General features: G+C 70.8%; 16 protein-coding genes and 1 rRNA gene. 6 read left to right on the top strand and 11 right to left on the bottom strand.

Annotated elements, in window-relative coordinates:
• Window positions 1-9: 9 nt before the first annotated feature.
• The 5 genes from LV79_RS23705 to LV79_RS23685 all read right to left on the bottom strand — a co-directional run bounded on the left by LV79_RS23705 (window position 10) and on the right by LV79_RS23685 (window position 4022).
• On the bottom strand, window positions 10-603 hold the full coding sequence (locus LV79_RS23705; RefSeq protein WP_253841171.1) for a DUF742 domain-containing protein: 594 nt from the start codon (window positions 601-603) through the stop codon (window positions 10-12).
• 154 nt (window positions 604-757) lie between these two features.
• Window positions 758-973: a hypothetical protein gene (locus LV79_RS23700; RefSeq protein ID WP_253840463.1), complete on the bottom strand. Its 216-nt coding sequence runs from the start codon at window positions 971-973 to the stop codon at window positions 758-760.
• The gene (locus tag LV79_RS23695) at window positions 970-1356 is read right to left on the bottom strand and encodes a WhiB family transcriptional regulator (RefSeq protein WP_253840462.1); all 387 of its coding nucleotides are present in this window, start codon (window positions 1354-1356) and stop codon (window positions 970-972) included. Before LV79_RS23695 ends, LV79_RS23700 begins: the two co-directional genes overlap by 4 nt.
• Before the next feature lie 153 nt (window positions 1357-1509).
• The gene (locus tag LV79_RS23690) at window positions 1510-1791 is read right to left on the bottom strand and encodes a hypothetical protein (protein ID WP_253840461.1); all 282 of its coding nucleotides are present in this window, start codon (window positions 1789-1791) and stop codon (window positions 1510-1512) included.
• A gap of 146 nt (window positions 1792-1937) precedes the next feature.
• Window positions 1938-4022, bottom strand: a complete 2085-nt coding sequence (locus LV79_RS23685; protein WP_253840460.1) for an ATP-dependent DNA helicase UvrD2 — start codon at window positions 4020-4022, stop codon at window positions 1938-1940.
• 62 nt (window positions 4023-4084) lie between these two features.
• Here LV79_RS23685 and LV79_RS23680 point away from each other — a divergent pair, with 62 nt between their 5' ends.
• The 3 genes from LV79_RS23680 to LV79_RS34625 all read left to right on the top strand — a co-directional run bounded on the left by LV79_RS23680 (window position 4085) and on the right by LV79_RS34625 (window position 6331).
• Window positions 4085-4819, top strand: coding sequence for a DUF4191 domain-containing protein (locus LV79_RS23680; RefSeq protein ID WP_253840459.1), 735 nt, complete (start codon window positions 4085-4087; stop codon window positions 4817-4819).
• Window positions 4820-4855: 36 nt separating this feature from the next.
• Window positions 4856-5473, top strand: a complete 618-nt coding sequence (locus LV79_RS23675) for a Uma2 family endonuclease (RefSeq protein ID WP_253840458.1) — start codon at window positions 4856-4858, stop codon at window positions 5471-5473.
• A gap of 117 nt (window positions 5474-5590) precedes the next feature.
• Window positions 5591-6331: a GNAT family N-acetyltransferase gene (locus tag LV79_RS34625; RefSeq protein ID WP_253840457.1), complete on the top strand. Its 741-nt coding sequence runs from the start codon at window positions 5591-5593 to the stop codon at window positions 6329-6331.
• Here LV79_RS34625 and LV79_RS23665 read toward each other — a convergent pair.
• Window positions 6328-6810: an RDD family protein gene (locus LV79_RS23665; protein WP_253840455.1), complete on the bottom strand. Its 483-nt coding sequence runs from the start codon at window positions 6808-6810 to the stop codon at window positions 6328-6330. The genes LV79_RS34625 and LV79_RS23665 overlap by 4 nt on opposite strands.
• A gap of 201 nt (window positions 6811-7011) precedes the next feature.
• Between LV79_RS23665 and glnA the strand changes: the two genes are divergently transcribed.
• The 3 genes from glnA to LV79_RS23650 all read left to right on the top strand — a co-directional run bounded on the left by glnA (window position 7012) and on the right by LV79_RS23650 (window position 10098).
• On the top strand, window positions 7012-8436 hold the full coding sequence (gene glnA, locus LV79_RS23660) for a type I glutamate--ammonia ligase (protein ID WP_253840453.1): 1425 nt from the start codon (window positions 7012-7014) through the stop codon (window positions 8434-8436).
• Between the two features lie 160 nt (window positions 8437-8596).
• Window positions 8597-8821: a hypothetical protein gene (locus LV79_RS23655; protein ID WP_253840452.1), complete on the top strand. Its 225-nt coding sequence runs from the start codon at window positions 8597-8599 to the stop codon at window positions 8819-8821.
• A 182-nt stretch (window positions 8822-9003) separates the two neighbouring features.
• The gene (locus LV79_RS23650) at window positions 9004-10098 is read left to right on the top strand and encodes a P-loop NTPase family protein (RefSeq protein ID WP_121394501.1); all 1095 of its coding nucleotides are present in this window, start codon (window positions 9004-9006) and stop codon (window positions 10096-10098) included.
• Here the strand turns inward: LV79_RS23650 and LV79_RS23645 are convergent.
• The 5 genes from LV79_RS23645 to rrf form a co-directional block, all read right to left on the bottom strand.
• A complete protein-coding gene (locus LV79_RS23645; RefSeq protein WP_253840451.1) occupies window positions 10095-10508 on the bottom strand; it encodes an acyl-CoA thioesterase in 414 nt (137 codons plus the stop codon). The two genes, LV79_RS23650 and LV79_RS23645, sit on opposite strands and share 4 nt — an antisense overlap.
• Window positions 10509-10936: 428 nt before the next feature.
• On the bottom strand, window positions 10937-13909 hold the full coding sequence (locus tag LV79_RS23640) for a bifunctional [glutamine synthetase] adenylyltransferase/[glutamine synthetase]-adenylyl-L-tyrosine phosphorylase (protein ID WP_253840450.1): 2973 nt from the start codon (window positions 13907-13909) through the stop codon (window positions 10937-10939).
• Window positions 13910-13913: 4 nt separating this feature from the next.
• Window positions 13914-14663 carry a type 1 glutamine amidotransferase gene (locus LV79_RS23635; RefSeq protein WP_253840449.1) on the bottom strand — a complete coding sequence of 250 codons (750 nt, stop codon included), beginning with the start codon at window positions 14661-14663 and terminating at the stop codon, window positions 13914-13916.
• The gene (locus LV79_RS23630; protein WP_253840447.1) at window positions 14660-15106 is read right to left on the bottom strand and encodes a GNAT family N-acetyltransferase; all 447 of its coding nucleotides are present in this window, start codon (window positions 15104-15106) and stop codon (window positions 14660-14662) included. The genes LV79_RS23635 and LV79_RS23630 overlap by 4 nt, the downstream gene beginning before the upstream one ends.
• Before the next feature lie 782 nt (window positions 15107-15888).
• Window positions 15889-16005: ribosomal RNA gene (rrf, locus tag LV79_RS23625) — 5S ribosomal RNA — on the bottom strand.
• Between the last annotated feature and the right edge of the window lie 193 nt (window positions 16006-16198).

The following is a 16198-nucleotide window of genomic DNA, read 5'->3' as shown; positions in this document are numbered from 1 at the left end:
TCAGGCGTCCTAGAGCTTGCGCAGGCCGGAGAGGACTCGGCTCATGAAGGCGAGGTCGGGGGTGCCTTCGGCGGCTTGGTGGATGGCGAGGACGCCGCGGTCGGCGAGGTCGGTGATGAGGACTCGGGCCACGCCGAGGGGGACGGAGACCAGGGCGGCGACCTCGGCGACCGAGCGCGGGCTCAGGCAGAGTTCGGTGATCATCCGGTGTTCCCAGGACGCCCTGGTGGGGACCTCGACCGTGCTGACCAGGGCTTCCAGGGCGAGGTCGGCGCGGGCGGCGGTGCGGCCGCCGGTCCAGGCGTAGGGGCGGACCAGGGCGTGGGCCTGGGGGCGGGACATCCACTCGATGTCCGACAGGTCTTCCGGGGCGGCGGGTTCGGGTTCGACAACCGGCTCCGGCTCTTCCTCGGCCCGGCGCCGCCTGCGGGAGTGGGTGCCGAACCGGGCGCCCACCGGTCTGCCTGCCGGACCGGGCTCGACCGGGTCGTCGTCCTCGTTCGCGGCCGTGCGCCACTGCCCAGGGGGACCGAACCGGGCGCCGGTGCGCCCGACCTCGGCCGCGCGCCCACCACCGGCGGTGCTCGCGTCGTCGCTGTGCATCACCACGTCCAGACGCTGCTCGTGGGCAGGAAAGGCCACGGTAGCGCCGGTCCGCGCGGGTTCGGTGACTCCGGCGTTGCCAACTTGTTTCTCCACCCGAACGGCCGAAACCCACCGCGGGCGGACCAGCGGTGGGTTTCGGGTCGGTGTTGGCTCAGAGCTGGGCGGTGACGCGATCGGCGCGCCTCGCCGCCCACCGGGAGATCCGGTGCCATCGCTTCGCCGTGCTCAACCGGCGGACCAGGCGACGCGCGTGCGCGTCCTGTTCCGCCTCGAGCCTTCGAGAACGCGCGAGATCTTCATAGATGAGCATTTGCGGGGAACCCTCTGGCTTGAACTCGAGCATCGGATCCTTGACCAGGGCGTTCATGCGGCAACCTCGTCCTGCTCGCGCGCGACCAGCTCGGCCGCGTCCCTGGCGATGTCTTCCTTGCGCGGGCGACCACGGGGCCGCTTGCGGGCGATGACCACGCCGCGCTCGAAGATCTCGCCGCCCCAGACGCCCCACGGCTCGTGCCGGGCGAGCGCGGAGGCGAGGCAGGCGGCCCGGACCGGGCAGTCGCCGCAGAGGACCTTGGCGCGCTCCAGCTCGGCGGGAGCGTCGGCGAACCACAGGTCGGGATTGGTGGTGGAGCGGCAGGGCAGCTCAAGCCCGGCCGAGGGAGCCGCGTCCAGCAGCTCGCTGACCCCCGACCCCGTGGGGTTCATGTAGTCGGGGAACGCCCCCTGCAGGGGGGCGGTGGCGGTACTCATGGTGGTGAACTCCTGTGAAGTCTGGGAAACCTGGTGGTGGTCTTGGGAAACCTGGTGACGTGTCATGTGGTGCTGTTCCTGGGCAAACAAAAAGGCCGCGGTCTCCGGTGTCGGAGTCCGCGGCCTCGGGGCCTGGGGTTACTTGACGGCGCGTCAAGTCCCCCAGCCCAAGGCTGCGGACGGGTGCTGCTTCACGACGAGATCGGCGGTCCGGGCGGTGATGACCGGCAGCGCGTGCTCGACGACGGGCGGAGCCGTCTTGGTGGCGGCGACCTGTGCGGCCCCGGTGAACACACCGGTGCCATTGCCGCGCTCACTGCGCCACGCCGTGGCGGGGACATAGCCGCCGATGGCGCGCAGACGAGCGGAGACGCAAGCGGACGACGGGAAGCCGGTGCCCTGCTGGTTGGTCATGAAGATCACCACGATGGCCACCACCTTCCTGCTACGCTTGATCGCTCGGCTGGACTGTCCAGGGCACTCCGTGCCCTGCCTCAGCAGATTATTGGCCCTGATAGAGGCCGTGCAACCCAATTTCCAGAACTTCCCGTGACCCCGGTCACAGATCACCCGACCGGTGGTCAGGCCGCCACGATGGCCAGCACCTCGGCGCCGAACCGGTCCAGCTTGCTCGCGCCGACCCCGGAGATCGCCACCAGCGCGGCCCGGTCAGCGGGGCGCTGCTCGGCGATGGCCAGCAGCGTCGCGTCGGTGAAGATCACGTACGCCGGGACCCGCAGCCCCCGCGAGCGCTCCATCCGCCACTCGCGCAGCTTCTCCAGCAGGCCCTCGTCCAGGTCGGACGGGCAGTCCTCGCAGCGGCCCAGCTTGACCGGCATGGTGCCGACCAGCTTGTCCCCGCAGACCCGGCAGTAGCGCACCGGGTTCATCCCCCGCGCCATCGCCTGCTTGGGCATCTCCCGCTGCCGCGACGCGGCCACGCGCGCGACGGGGTGGTTCTCGGGGATCAGGCCGTAGAGGAACCGGCTTCGCCTGCGGTAGCGCTTACCGCCCTCGGTCCGGGCTAGAGCCCACGACAGCGACAAGTGCTCGCGCGCGCGGGTGACCCCGACATAGAGCAGGCGGCGTTCTTCCTCGATGGCCGCGTCGTCGCCGTCGGCGTGCTGGATGGGGAGGGTGCCGTCGACGAGGCCGACGAGGAACACCGCGTCCCACTCCAGGCCCTTGGCCGCGTGCAGGGAGGCGAGCGTGACGCCTTCGACCGTCGGCGGGTGTTGGGCTTGGGCGCGCTGGTCGAGTTCGGCGACGTACCGCGGCAGGTCAGCGTCAGGTAGCGCTGCCGCCAGCTCTTCGGCCAGCTCGACTAGAGCTAACAACGACCCCCACCGCTCGCGAGCCGACCCACCCGCCGGTGGCTCCTCGGTGAGCCCGACCGGTCCTAGAGCCGCGCGCACGACGGTGGGCAGATCCCCCTCGGGCGCGTTGATCGCCGCCGTGCGCAGTGCCGCGACCGCCTGGCGGATCTCTTGGCGGGCGAAGAACCGCTCCCCGCCACGCACCAGGTACGGGATCTCCAGCTCGGTGAGCGCCTGTTCGTACACCTCCGACTGAGCGTTCACCCGGTAGAGGACCGCGATCTCACTGAGCGGAGTGCCTGCCTCGACCAACTCCTTGACCCGAGCGGCGACGGCGGTGGCCTCGGCGGGCTCGTCGTCGTACTCGGCGAACCGGGGCTCCGGACCGGCCGGGCGCTGCCCGATCAGCCGCAACCGCGACCCGGCAGGCCGGTCCCGCGCCGCCGAGATGACCCGGTTCGCCAGCGACACGACCTCCGGCGTCGACCGGTAGTCGCGCTCGAGACGGATGACGGCGGCCTCGGGGAACCGGCGGGTGAAGTCGAGCAGCGGCCGGGGTGAGGCGCCCGCGAAGGAGTAGATGGTCTGGTTGGCGTCACCCACCACGGTGAGGTCGTCGCGGCGGCCGAGCCAGGCGTCGAGCACGCGCTGCTGCAGCGGGGTGACGTCCTGGTACTCGTCGACGACGAAGCTGCGGTACCGGTCGCGGAACTCCTCGGCGACCTCCGAGTGCTCCTCGAGCGCGGCGGCGGTGTGCAGCAGCAGGTCGTCGAAGTCGAGCTGCCGCGCGGCGTTCTTGAGCGCCTCGTACCCGGCGTAGACCTTGGCGACCAGCTCCGGGGCGGCCGGGGTGTCGCGGCGGGCGCGCGCGGCGGCGGCCGGGTAGTCCTCGGGGGCGATCAGCGACGCCTTGGCCCACTCGATCTCGCTGGCCAGGTCGCGCAGCGCCTCGCGCTCGGTGCCCGTCCCCGCCCGGTGCGCGGCCTGCCCGACCAGCTTCAACTTGGTCTCGACCAGGTCCCACTGGGCGTCGCCGACGACCCGCGGCCAGAAGTAGCGCAGCTGGCGCAGCGCGGCGGAGTGGAAGGTGCGGGCCTGGGCACCCGGCACGCCCATCGCGCGCAGCCGGGTGCGCATCTCGCCCGCCGCCCGGGCGGTGAACGTGACCGCGAGGACCTGGCCCGCCGAGACGTGCCCGGAGCCGATGAGGTGCGCGATCCGGCTCACGATCGTCCTGGTCTTGCCGGTCCCCGCCCCCGCCAGCACGCACACCGGGCCACGCGGGGCGCGCACCGCGGCGAGCTGGTCCGGGTCGAGCCCAGCGATCAGGTCGGTGTCCGCGCCAGCCATGGGGAGCATCCTGACAGAGCGCGCCCACCAACCGGGGGAGGCGGCCCCGTATCCTGGTGGTTATGGCTGACAAGCAGGACAAGGCGGCCGCCAAGGAAGCCAAGAAGGCGCGCAAGGCCGCGTCGAAGGCTCGGCGCGGGCAGATCTTCCAGGCGTTCAACATGCAGCGCAAGGAAGACAAGGCGCTGCTGCCGCTCATGATCGGCGCGGTTGTGGTGCTCGGCGGGGTGGCGTTCGGCGTCGGCCTGCTGCTGGGCATCGAGTGGTACCTGCTGCCGGTCGGCATCATGCTGGGCCTGCTCGCGGCGGTGATCCTGCTCGGCAGGCGGGTGCAGAGCACCCAGTTCGGCAAGGCCGAGGGCCAGCCGGGCGCCGCGGGGTGGGTGCTGGAGAACTTCCTGCGCGGCCGCTGGCGGGTGGCCACCGCGGTCAACGGCACCACGCAGCTCGACGTCATCCACCGGGTCGTCGGCCGCCCCGGCGTGGTGCTGGTCGCCGAGGGCGCCCCGCACCGGGTCAAGACGCTGCTCGCCCAGGAGAAGAAGCGCATCGCCCGCCTGGTCGGCGACACCCCGATCTACGACGTGATCGTGGGCCGCGAGGAGGGCCAGGTGCAGCTGAGCAAGCTGCAGAAGCACCTGATGAAGCTCCCCAACAACCTGCGCCCCGCCCAGATCGACACCGTCGAGAAGCGCCTCGCCGCCATCACCGCCCGCAGCGGCGCCGCCATGCCCAAGGGCCCCATGCCCGCAGGCGCCAAGATGCGCAGCGTCCAGCGCACAATGCGCCGCAGGTAGGCACCCCGACTACTCCATTCGTCGTAACCCTCTGCCATGCTCCTCACCGGATTCAAGGAGGAGCACGTGATCGCGATGCGACGACCGAGCACCCGGTCCACCGCGGCCAGACACCTGCTGACCGTCGCGGAGTACGCCGATCTCGACGAGGTCGCGATCGGCTACACGGAGTTGCGCGAGGGCCGCCTGCTGATGTCACCCAGTCCCACCCCCGAACACCAGAAGGCGTTGTTCGGGTTCGGCCACCAACTGTTCGACCAGCTACCGGACGATGTCGATCTGTTCCTCCAGGTCGACATCGATCTCGGGCTCGCTGAACCCGGTGACCCCGGGTTCAGCAGGCGACCCGACCTGGTGATCGCGCCCAAGGCCGAGGTGGCTCGCAGGCAGGCTGAAGGTGGCTTGCTGCGCGCCAGCGAGATCTTGGTGGTGATCGAGATCGTCTCGCCCGGCTCCGAGCGCGCGGATCGAGTCGAGAAGTTCGCTGAGTACGCCGATGCCGGTATCCCGCACTACTGGATCGTCGACCTCGACTCTCCGATGTCACTGCTCCCGTCCCACCTCAGCGAGGAGTTCGGGTACCACGCTGGCGACGAGGTCACGGGCAAGTTCAAGACCGACGTGCCGTTCCCGGTGGCTCTAGAGCTGGGGTAAACCCAGAGGCGGAATGAGGCGGGTAGGGCTACCGTCCGCGCGGTGGACCTTGTTGATCCGGTTGCTTCTCGTATCGCCGCTGCGCAGTTGTCTGGGTTGAGTCGGGCGAGGCGGGTGGTGGGGGATGACGGGGTCGCGGTGTTGTTGCAGACCCGGGAAGTGGTTCCGGCTGGGCCGTTCACCGGGTTGTTGGCCGTAGATGGGCCTGCCTATCTCTCTTACGCTGTCGCGTCGCGGCCTGGGGAAGCGGTGACGGATGCTGACGAGGTCGCGCAGGCTCTGGAGATTCTCCGGGGTGTCTTCGCGCCCGGGACTTTGCGGTTCGAGCTGATCTCCCAGGCCTGTCCGGGGGCGGCCGAGCTGCTCCAGGCCGCGGGGCTCCAGGTGACCGCGCGGGTGCCGCTGATGACCCTCGAGGCCGATCGGGTCGCCATCCCCGAGACCGAGGCAGGCGTCACGGTCGACTACGTCGACACCGAGGCGGGCCGGATCGCCGGGGCCCGGGTGGCGAGTGCGGCCTTCGAGGTGGAAGGCGACCTGCCCACCGGTCCGCCGTCCGAGCCCGTGGACGGTGGGTCCGTGCTGGCGCGGGTCGACGGCGAGGTCGCGGCGGTCGCGTCGTGGACGCAGGTGGCCGACGGGATCACCGAGATCGTCGGGGTCGCGACCGCGCACCAGTACCGGCGGCGGGGCCTGGGTGCCCTGGTCACCGCGCACGCCGTCCGGGTGGCGGCCGAGTCGGGTGGCGCCGAGCTCACCTGGTTGACCCCCGGTGGCGACGACGCGGACCGGGTCTACCGGTCCGTCGGCTTCACCACCGCCGCCAACGCCGTGCACCTGGTCGAGCCGGGCGCCTAGCGGGTGCGCAGCACGATCGTGCCGAGCAGCTTGTCGTGCAGCCCGCGCCCGTCCTTGTCGGTGATCGCCGCCGGGATGACCACGGCGATCAGCAGCGTCCTGGGCAGCGCGCGGAACGGGCCGACCAGCGCGGTGCCGTCCATCCGGACCACCCGCAGCCCCAGCAGGCCCTTGCCCGGGGTGAACCCGGCCAGCGCGACCCCGGCGACGGTGATCAGCAGCCAGACCAGCCCGGCCCAGATGTTGAACCGCCACATCTGCGTCGGGTCGTCGTAGTCGGGCCGCAGGAACACCGAGGTCACCAGGGACGACAGCACCAGGTCGATGACCAGCGCGCCCAGCCTGATGCCGTTGGACGCCACCGACCCCGCTCCGCGCTCCGGCGCGCCCAGCCGCTCTCCCCGATACCGCACGGGGCCGTCGCCGGGCTCAGCGCCCGCGCCCGGCCCGGTCAGCCACGTCCCGGTCCATCTGCTCACCCGACCAGCGTAGAAGGTGCCCGTCCGGGCGCGCCCTGGCATGCTCGGCACCGCCCGCGCGGCGGCGTTAACACCGGCGAAACATCCGGGTGATGGTCGGGCAACACCGCACTCATAGCGTCATCACCGAGCGGGTACGGCAACGCCGTGAGCGCGGCGGGCCGGTCTGGTCCCGTGAAGGAGACGAAGGAGCAAACCAGCGTGTTCAACTCTTCCGACGAGGTCTTGCGCTTCATCGCCGACGAGGACGTGAAGTTCGTCGATGTCCGGTTCTGCGACCTGCCGGGCGTGATGCAGCACTTCACCCTGCCCGCGAGCGCGTTCGACGAGGACGCCTTCAACGAGGGCTTGGCCTTCGACGGGTCCTCGGTGCGCGGGTTCCAGTCGATCCACGAGTCCGACATGCTGCTGCTGCCCGACCCCTACACCGCGCGCCTGGACCCGTTCCGGATCGAGAAGACGCTGATCCTGAACTTCTTCGTGCACGACCCGTTCACCCGCGAGGCCTACAGCCGCGACCCGCGCAACATCGCCCGCAAGGCCGAGCAGTACATCGCGGAGTCCGGTTTCGCCGACACCGCGTACTTCGGCCCCGAGGCGGAGTTCTACATCTTCGACTCGATCCGCTTCGACTACACCGAGAACGGCTCGTTCCACGAGATCGACTCGGTGGAGGGCTGGTGGAACACCGGCGCGCTCGAGGACGGCAACAACAAGGGCTACAAGACCCGGTTCAAGGGCGGCTACTTCCCGGTCCCGCCGGTCGACCACTTCGCCGACCTGCGCGACCAGATGGTGCTCAAGATGCAGGGCGCGGGCTTCCAGGTGGAGCGGGCGCACCACGAGGTCGGCACCGGCGGCCAGACCGAGATCAACTACCGGTTCAACACGCTGCTGCACGCCGCCGACGACCTGCAGCTGTTCAAGTACATCATCAAGAACACCGCGTGGGCGGCGGACAAGTCGGCCACGTTCATGCCCAAGCCGCTCTTCGGTGACAACGGCTCCGGCATGCACGTGCACTCGTCGCTGTGGAAGGACGGCATGCCGCTGTTCCACGACGAGTCCGGCTACGCGGGCCTGTCCGACACCGCCCGGCACTACATCGGCGGCCTGCTCGCGCACGCCCCGTCGCTGCTGGCGTTCACCAACCCGACGGTGAACTCCTACCACCGCCTGGTGCCCGGCTACGAGGCCCCGGTGAGCCTGGTCTACTCGCAGCGCAACCGCTCGGCCTGCGTGCGCATCCCGATCACCGGCAACAACGCCAAGGCCAAGCGCGTCGAGTTCCGCTGCCCGGACTCCTCCGGCAACCCGTACCTGGCCTTCGCCGCGATCGTGATGGCCGGTCTCGACGGCGTGAAGAACAAGATCGAGCCGCCCGCCCCGATCGACAAGGACCTCTACGAGCTGCCCCCGGAGGAGGCCCGCGAGGTCGCGCAGGTCCCGGCGTCGCTCGGCGAGGTGCTCACCGCGCTGGAGGCCGACCACGACTACCTGCTCGAGGGCGGCGTGTTCACCCCCGACGTGATCGAGACCTGGGTGGCGTTCAAGCGCGAGCACGAGATCGACCCGCTGCGCCTGCGCCCGCACCCCTACGAGTTCGGGCTCTACTACGACGTGTGACCCGGTAACCGGGGCGAGGACCGACGGCCGAGGGGCGAGCAGCCCCTCGGCCGTTCGGCGTTCCCGGGGCACCGGTGGGCGTCCCGGAGGGGAAGACCCTGAGATCGAACCCGGGTCCGGTCCCGATGTGCCGGGCCGCCGGGCTGGGCAGGCTTGAGGCATGACCAGCACCGGACGCCAGTTCGTCGTCACCACCGAGGTCACCGTCACCGTGTTCGACGAAGAAGCCCTGCTCGGCGCGGATGAGCCAAACGGCGCGGGCGCGGATACCGCGTCGGCGTTGCGCGCCGCGGTCGACCCGAGGGCGGTCGTGGCCGGAGTGGCGGGTGTGCAGGCCGGTCGAGTGGCCTTGCGGGTCCGCCCGGCATGGCCTGGCCCCGCCTGAAATCCACCCGATCAGGTAGAGCATCCGGTTCCACCAGCGCTGTTAGCTGGGTTACAGAACTGTTTCCCGAATCGAGACCTGGTACGGGATTCCCTTGTCGACTCGGGAGGCTTTACGCTCCCGCGCACACGTCCGGTCACGTCTCGTTCGGACGCTTCCCCGCTATCGACGAGGACCCAGCCATGTTCGCACCCCTTGATGCCGCGCGCGTCGAACGCCTCAAAACGGCTTACTCCGTGCGCAACCTCGATCGCTGCGCCAGCCTGAGCCTCGTCCACCACAGCGATCACCAGCCCCGGCACGGGGACCTGGTGCTCGCCGAGGTCACCAAGGTCGGGTACCACCAGGTGCTGGAGCTGACCGACGGCCGCAAGGCGAAGCTGTACGTCGGCGACGAGATCCTGGTCGCCTACGGCGCGCGCTACGCCCCCGACCACTTCGAGGCGGAACTGCCCGACGACCTCGGCGCCTGCGACCTGGTCGCGGCCGGTGGCGTGCTGGGCAAGGTCCGCAGCCGCAACGCCGCGGTGAGCGCGCCGACCACGGTGCGCCCGCTCGGGCTGGTCGGCGACCACGCCGGGCACGTCATCAACGTGTCCGACCTGGCGCTGGGCGCCCCGCTGGCCGCGCTGCGCAAACCGCCGACGTTCGTCGTGGTCGGCACGTCGATGAACTCGGGCAAGACCACCACCTGCGCGTCTCTTGTGCACGGTCTGTCCCGGTCCGGCCTGCGGGTCGGCGCGGCGAAGCTGACCGGCACCGCGGCGGGCGGCGACCCGTGGCTGTTCCGCGACTCCGGCGCGGTCGCCGCGTTGGACTTCACCGACGCGGGCATGGCCACCACCTTCCGGATCCCGTTGGAACGGTTGGTGACCAGTTCCCTGCTTCTGCACGGCCACCTGATGGCCCGCGGCGTGGACGCGATCGTGCTGGAGATCGCCGACGGCCTGCTGCAGCCGGAGACCGCGCAACTGCTCGACCGCCCAGAGATCCGCAAGATCACCAGCGGCGTGCTGTTCGCCGCGGCCGACTCGTCCGGCGCCCTCTACGGGGTGCAGCGGCTGCGCGCGGGCAACCACCCGGTGCTGGCGGTCAGCGGTCTCCTCACCGCGTCGCCGCTGGCCGTGCGCGAGGCCCAGGCCGGGCTGGACGTGCCGGTGTACGGCCCGCTCGACCTGCAGTCCCCCGCCCTCGCCGGTGAGCTGCTGCGCCGCGCGGTGGCCGAGTCGGCGGAAGCGCAGCTGGTCGACCACGGGGTCGACGAGGTGCTGGCCTAGTCGAGGACGCCGACGTCCAGGCCGCGCTGAGCGAGCACGGCCTGGGGGTCGGCGACCAGCTTGCGCGCGCCGAGGTCCATCAGGCCGAGCACACAGGTGATCTCCGCCGAGACCGTGCCGTCGAGCTTGGTGATGGTCGAATCGGCCGCGAAGGTCTTGCCCGCGCCGAACTTGACCACCAGGTCCACGTCGACGGCGTCACCCGCGCGCAGTTCCCGCCGGAAGTTGATGGTGGACTGCAGGAGCACAGGCGCGGTGCCCGCCTTGATCAACCCGTCCCACGCGCACCCGGCGGCGGCGAATCCCTCGACCCGGGCGACCTCGGCGTACTGGTGGTAGACGGCGTGGTTGAGGTGTCCGAGCGCGTCCAACTCGTAGCTGCGCACGACGATCCGCGTACTCCAGGTCATGCGCGGAGCCTAGGCGCGGTCCCTGCGGATCGCAGCCGCCCGTGACCACCACCTCAACACCACCGGCCCTGGTCGCGGGCCGCCGAACCCCTTGTCCACAAGGCAGCGAACCATCCACAGGCCGCCCGCGCCCCTATTGACAACGCGCCCGATTCGATAGTTTCAGAGATGGGCCCCCGGCCCCTGGGAGGGTGGGCCCCGGGAGCAGAGTTGATCTTGGTCGGCGGCGGGCGCGACGGCGGTCCGACTGGGCGGGCTGGTGGCCGAGCGGTCACTACCCGCCGAGTCACCAGGGCGGCCGGAGCGGTCGCGGGTGCGCCGGGCCGGGATCAGCTCGAGGACGCGGGCTGGACGGACCGTGGAACGCGGCCCTGTAGAGGCGCACGAACCGCGGGACGCGACCTTGGCCGAAGCCGCACAACACGGGATCAGTCGTAGAAGACGTGCTCCACGACGGCGCGGGCGTGGCGGGTGGTGCGGCGGTAGTCGTCCAGGAACTTGCCGGGGTCCTCGGTGAGGGGTGTGCCCATGGCGGCGGCCACAGCAGCCAGTTCACGGCCGTGGGTGGGGAGCTGGTCGGTTTGCTTGCCGCGCACCAGGGTGGCGGCGTTGCGGACCTGGGTGGCCAGCAGCCAGGCCTCGCGCAGCGCACCGGCGTCGTCGGGGGTGAGCAGGCCGGACGCGGTCGCGGCGGTCAGGCCGTCCATTGTGGACGTGGTGCGCAGCGCGGGGTCGGTGTGGGCGTGGCGCAGTTGCAGCAGTTGCACGGTCCACTCGACGTCGGCGAGGCCGCCGCGGCCGAGTTTGGTGTGGGTGGCGGGGTCCGCGCCGCGCGGGAGGCGTTCGGTGTCCACCCTGGCCTTGATCCGGCGGATCTCCCTGACCTGCGCGGGATCCAGGCCGCCTGCGGGGTACCGGATGGGGTCGATCACCTGGATGAACCGGGCGCCCAGATCCGGGTCACCGGCGACCGGGTGCGCCCGCAGAAGTGCTTGCGCCTCCCAGATCTCACCCCATTGGGCGTAGTACGCGCGGTAGGACTCCAGCGTGCGCACGATCGGTCCCTGCCGGCCCTCGGGGCGCAGGTCGACGTCCACTTGCAGCGGCGGGTCCTGCGTCGGCGACCCGAGCAGCTTGCGCACGGTCTGCGCGACGCGGCCGGCGTACTTCAGGGCGTCGCTGTCCTCGACCCCCGGCGCGGGCTCGCACACGAACATGACGTCGGCGTCGGAGCCGTAGCCGAGTTCGCTGCCGCCGAGCCTGCCCATGGCGATGACCGAGATGGTCGCCAGGTGCCCGCCCGCCGCGGCCGCCTCGGCCCGGTCGACGGCGTCGAGCGAGGCCTGCAACACCGCGCTCCACACGCTCGACAACGCCGAGCACACCGACAGCACGTCGGTGAACCCGAGGAGGTCGGCGCACGCGATCCGCAGGAGTTCGTGCCTGCGCAGCGATCGCGCGGCGGCGACGGCATTGCCGAGGTACCCGTGCCGCTTCACAGCGGCCCGCAACGCCTCCGCGACCTCCGTGGACGAGCGCAGCGCCAACTCCTTGGGCTCCGCGAGCAGCCGCAGCACCTCCGGGGCGCGCACCACCAGGTCCGGCACGAGCTTGGACGTCCCGAGCAGCGTCGCCAACCGTTCGGCGACAGCACCCTCGTCGCGCAGCACGCGCAGGTACCACGGCGTGGACGACAGAGCCTCGGACACCTTGCGGTAGGCCAAGAGCCCGCCGTCGGGGTCCGGCGTGGAGCCGAGGAGGTCGAGCAGCACGGGCAGGATCGCGGTCTGGATCGCCGCGCGCCGCGAGACGCCCTCGGTGAGCGCCTTGATGTGCTGCAGCGCGCCCTGCGGTGAGCTGTAGCCGAGCGCGGCGAGCCGGGCGTGGGCCTCGTTGGTGGTCAGCCGCAACTGCTCGGTCGGGACGCGGGCGACGGCGTCGAGCAGCGGTCGGTAGAACAGCTTCTCGTGCAGCCGCCGGATGCGGTTGGTGTGCCTGCGGAAGTCGGCGAGCAGCACCTGGGCGGCGTTGCGGCCGCGCTCGGGTCCGATGCCGCTGGCGCGGGCGAGCCAGCGCAGCTCGTCGGTCTCGCTGTCGGCGGGGAACAGGTGGGTGCGGCGCAGCCGTTGCAACTGCAGGCGGTGTTCGAGGGTGCGCAGGAAGCGGTACGAGTCGGCCAGTTCCGCGGCGTCGGTGCGGCCGACGAACCCACCCGCGCCGAGCGCGGCCAGCGCGTCCACTGTGGACCCGAGGCGGAGCAGCTCGTCGGTGCGGCCGTGCACCAGTTGCAGCAGCTGCACGGCGAACTCGACGTCGCGCAGGCCGCCGCGGCCGAGCTTGAGCTCGCGGTGCACGAGTTCGGCTGGCACGTGGTCCTCGACCCGCCTGCGCATCGCCTGCACCTCGGGGACGAAGTTCTCCCGGTCCGCCGCCGTCCACACCATGGGGGTGACCACGTCGAGGTAGGCCTGCCCGAGCTCGGCGTCCCCGGCGACCGGCCTGGCCTTGAGCAGCGCCTGGAACTCCCAGGTCTTGGCCCAGCGCTTGTAGTAGGCGCTGTGGCCGTCGAGGGTGCGCACCAGCGCGCCGTTGCGGCCCTCGGGGCGCAGCCCGGCGTCGACCTCGAAGCAGGCCTCGGTGGCGACCCGCATCATGGCGCTGGCCACCCTGGTCGCCACGGCGGTGTCGTCCTCGCCGACGAACACGACGTCGACGTCGCTGACGTAGTTCAGCTCGCCGCCACCGCACTTGCCCATGGCGATGACCGCGAGCCGGGCGGTGCCCTGCCCGCCGGTCTCGGCCCAGGCGACGGCGAGGGCGGCCCGGAGCGCGGCCTCGGCCAGTTCACTGAGCTGCCGGGCGACGTGGTCGTAGTCGGGATGCGGCAGCGTCGAGTCAACGAGGTAGCCCAGGTCGTCAGCGGCGACCTCCATGAGGAGACCACGGTAAGCGGACTTGAGCACGCGCACGGCGTCGTGGCCCCGTACCGCGGCGGTAGGCGTATCTCCGGTTGCTTCCACAGCGGCATAGAGGGCCGAGGTGTAGTCCTCTACCGCGGTACCGCCACCATCGAGCCTGCGCCATTGATCCGGGTGGGCCGCGAGGTAGTCGGCGAACGCGGTGGAAGAACCCAGCACGGCGATGAGCCGCGCGCGCAACCTGCGGTCGGACTCCAATTCCGCGCGCAGTTCCAGCCAGTTGCCCTCGTCCGCCTCGCGGACCCGGTCGAGACCGCGCAACGCCAGGTCCGGGTCGGGACTGCGGGACAGCGCGCTGAGGATGACCTCGCGCTGGGGACCGGCGTCGCCCCAGAGCCCGGCGGCCCGCAGGTCCTGCTCGGCGCGCGGGTCGGTCAGGCCGAAGCGGGCGGCGGAGGAGATGGAGCGCGCGGAGTCGGCCATGGCGTCAGATCAGCGGCAGCGTCGGTCGGGTCGCGGAGACCGGCGCCAGCTCGCCCTTCGCGAGACGCACGAACCGCTCGACGAACGGCTGCCAGACCTCCTCGACGTCGGCGTGCAGCTCGGCGAGCCGCTCGGGTTCGAACTCCCCCGGCTTGGCCCACGCGGCGCTCTCCGGGTTGGCCCGCGCCCAGGCGAGGACCATCTCGGGGGTGGTCTCGATGTGGAACTGGATGCCGTAAGCGACCGGCCCGACCCGGAACGCCTGGTTCGGGTAGCGGGTCGCGGCGGCGAGCAGGGCCGCGTCGACCGGGAGCCGGGTGACGGTGTCGTGGTGGAACTGGACCACGTCCGGCATCATCGGCAGGTCGGCGAACAGCGGGTCCGCGGCACCCAGGTCGCGCTTGGCGACGAGCCCCCCGCCGACCTCCGGCCCGTTCGCCCCGACCTCGACGACACCCCCGGTCGCGACAGCCAGCAGCTGCGCGCCGAGGCACACCGCGAGCACCGGGGTCCGCTTCGTCACGCAGGTCGCGAGCAGCTTGCGCACGTCGACCAGCCAGGGGTGGTCGATGACGTCGTTCGCACCCATCGGCCCACCCAGGCACACGACGGCGGTGTAATCGCCTTCGGGCAGCGGTTCCCGGTAGGGCTGGACGAGCTCGATCTCGGCACCCGCGTCGGCCAGCCACTCGGCGAGCCTGCCCGGCGGGTCGGTGTCATCGAGCTGCACGAGGAGAACGCGTACTGACGTCACACACCGAGCGTATTCGGTCCGGCGAACACCGCCTCCACGGCATCGAGCACCGGCCGGAACCCGATCCGCTGGTAGATCGAGTTCGCCACCGGGTTGCCCTGGTCGGCGAACAGCAGCACGTCCCGCGCGCCCTGCTCGGCCGCCCAGACCGCGGCCGCCGCGGTGACCGCGCTGCCGTAGCCGTTCCCGCGGTGGTCCTTGGAGGTGTAGACGGGCCCGATCCGAGACATACCCGCCACCGGCGGGGTCACCATGGCCATCGCCACGGGCATCCCGTCGACCCAGATCGGCGCACCCCGCCCACCGTCAATCGCATCCCGCGCGAACTCGGCCCCGTCGGGCATCCGCTCGTCCACGCCCAAGGCCTCATCGCTGAACTCGTCGCACCACCGCCCCAGGAGCGGGATGTCCTCAGCCGTCCCGAACCGAGCGCGCCCCGACACCACAGGCGCGACCAACCCCCCGAGCCGATAAAGCCGCTCGAACCGCGATCTCGACACAGTCGTCCCAGCGGCCCTAGACCACCGCTCAACAAAAGACTCCACGACTTCCAGCGGCCCGTGAACCCTGCCAACACTCTCGCCCCGCGCGACCAGGTGCTCAACCACTTCATCATGCGTATCAACCGGCAACCCGGACAACGCCATCGGCCAAGCCCCTAACTGAAACACCGCCCCCACCAGCGCCCCACCCCGGTGCACCCCCACCAACAGAATCCCCTCCGGCGCCACCCCAACCGCCCGAAGCCTGCTCAACACCGTCATAGCCACGGTGTGCCGCACCGGATCGGCGCCATACCACCGCTCCACCACACCCCAGAACTCCCCAACCCCGCCATACCTGACCACGCTCATCCCCCCATGGTCACCGCCCCCACCCCCTCACCGCGACACATTTCACCGAACGAGTGCCCCACCCCCACTCCCCCACCGACGTTGCTCCCCGCCCCACCAACCCCAACCGCCTTGCAGCCCCGCACTCCACCAAGCCCGACCGCCTTGCCGCCCGCGACCCACCAAGCCCCCACGCCCAGCCCCACCCACCACCGACGACTGGCGAGGACCCCGACCCGATGGGGCGGACTTGTTTTGTGTGGGGGGACGGTGCCCGTAGCGTCGGTAGCGGACAGGGCCATTTGTGGACAACCCGCCAACCCAGCCCACCCACAAACCCCGGAAAACGGAAAAGCCCCCAGCACGATGTGCTGGGGGCTTCCCGAATGATTGTCCGGCGGCGTCCTACTCTCCCACACCCTCACGAGTGCAGTACCATCGGCGCAGGTGGGCTTAGCTTCCGGGTTCGGAATGGGACCGGGCGTTTCCCCACCGCTATGACCGCCGAAACACTATGAAACAATCACAACCTCGACCCACACCAGGCGCCCAGACATATACTGGTCGACCCCAGGTATGGAGTGGTTGGTGTCTCAGACACCGTACAGTGGATGCGTAGCTTCTTTGTTGTAAGCCCTCGGCCTATTAGTACCGGTCGACTCCACCCCTCACGAGGCTTCCATCTCCAGCCTATCAACCCAG

Source organism: Actinokineospora globicatena (assembly GCF_024171945.1).
Classification (GTDB): domain Bacteria; phylum Actinomycetota; class Actinomycetes; order Mycobacteriales; family Pseudonocardiaceae; genus Actinokineospora; species Actinokineospora globicatena.
Note: the sequence above shows the minus strand (reverse complement) of the source record. Positions and strands in the feature narration are given on the sequence as shown.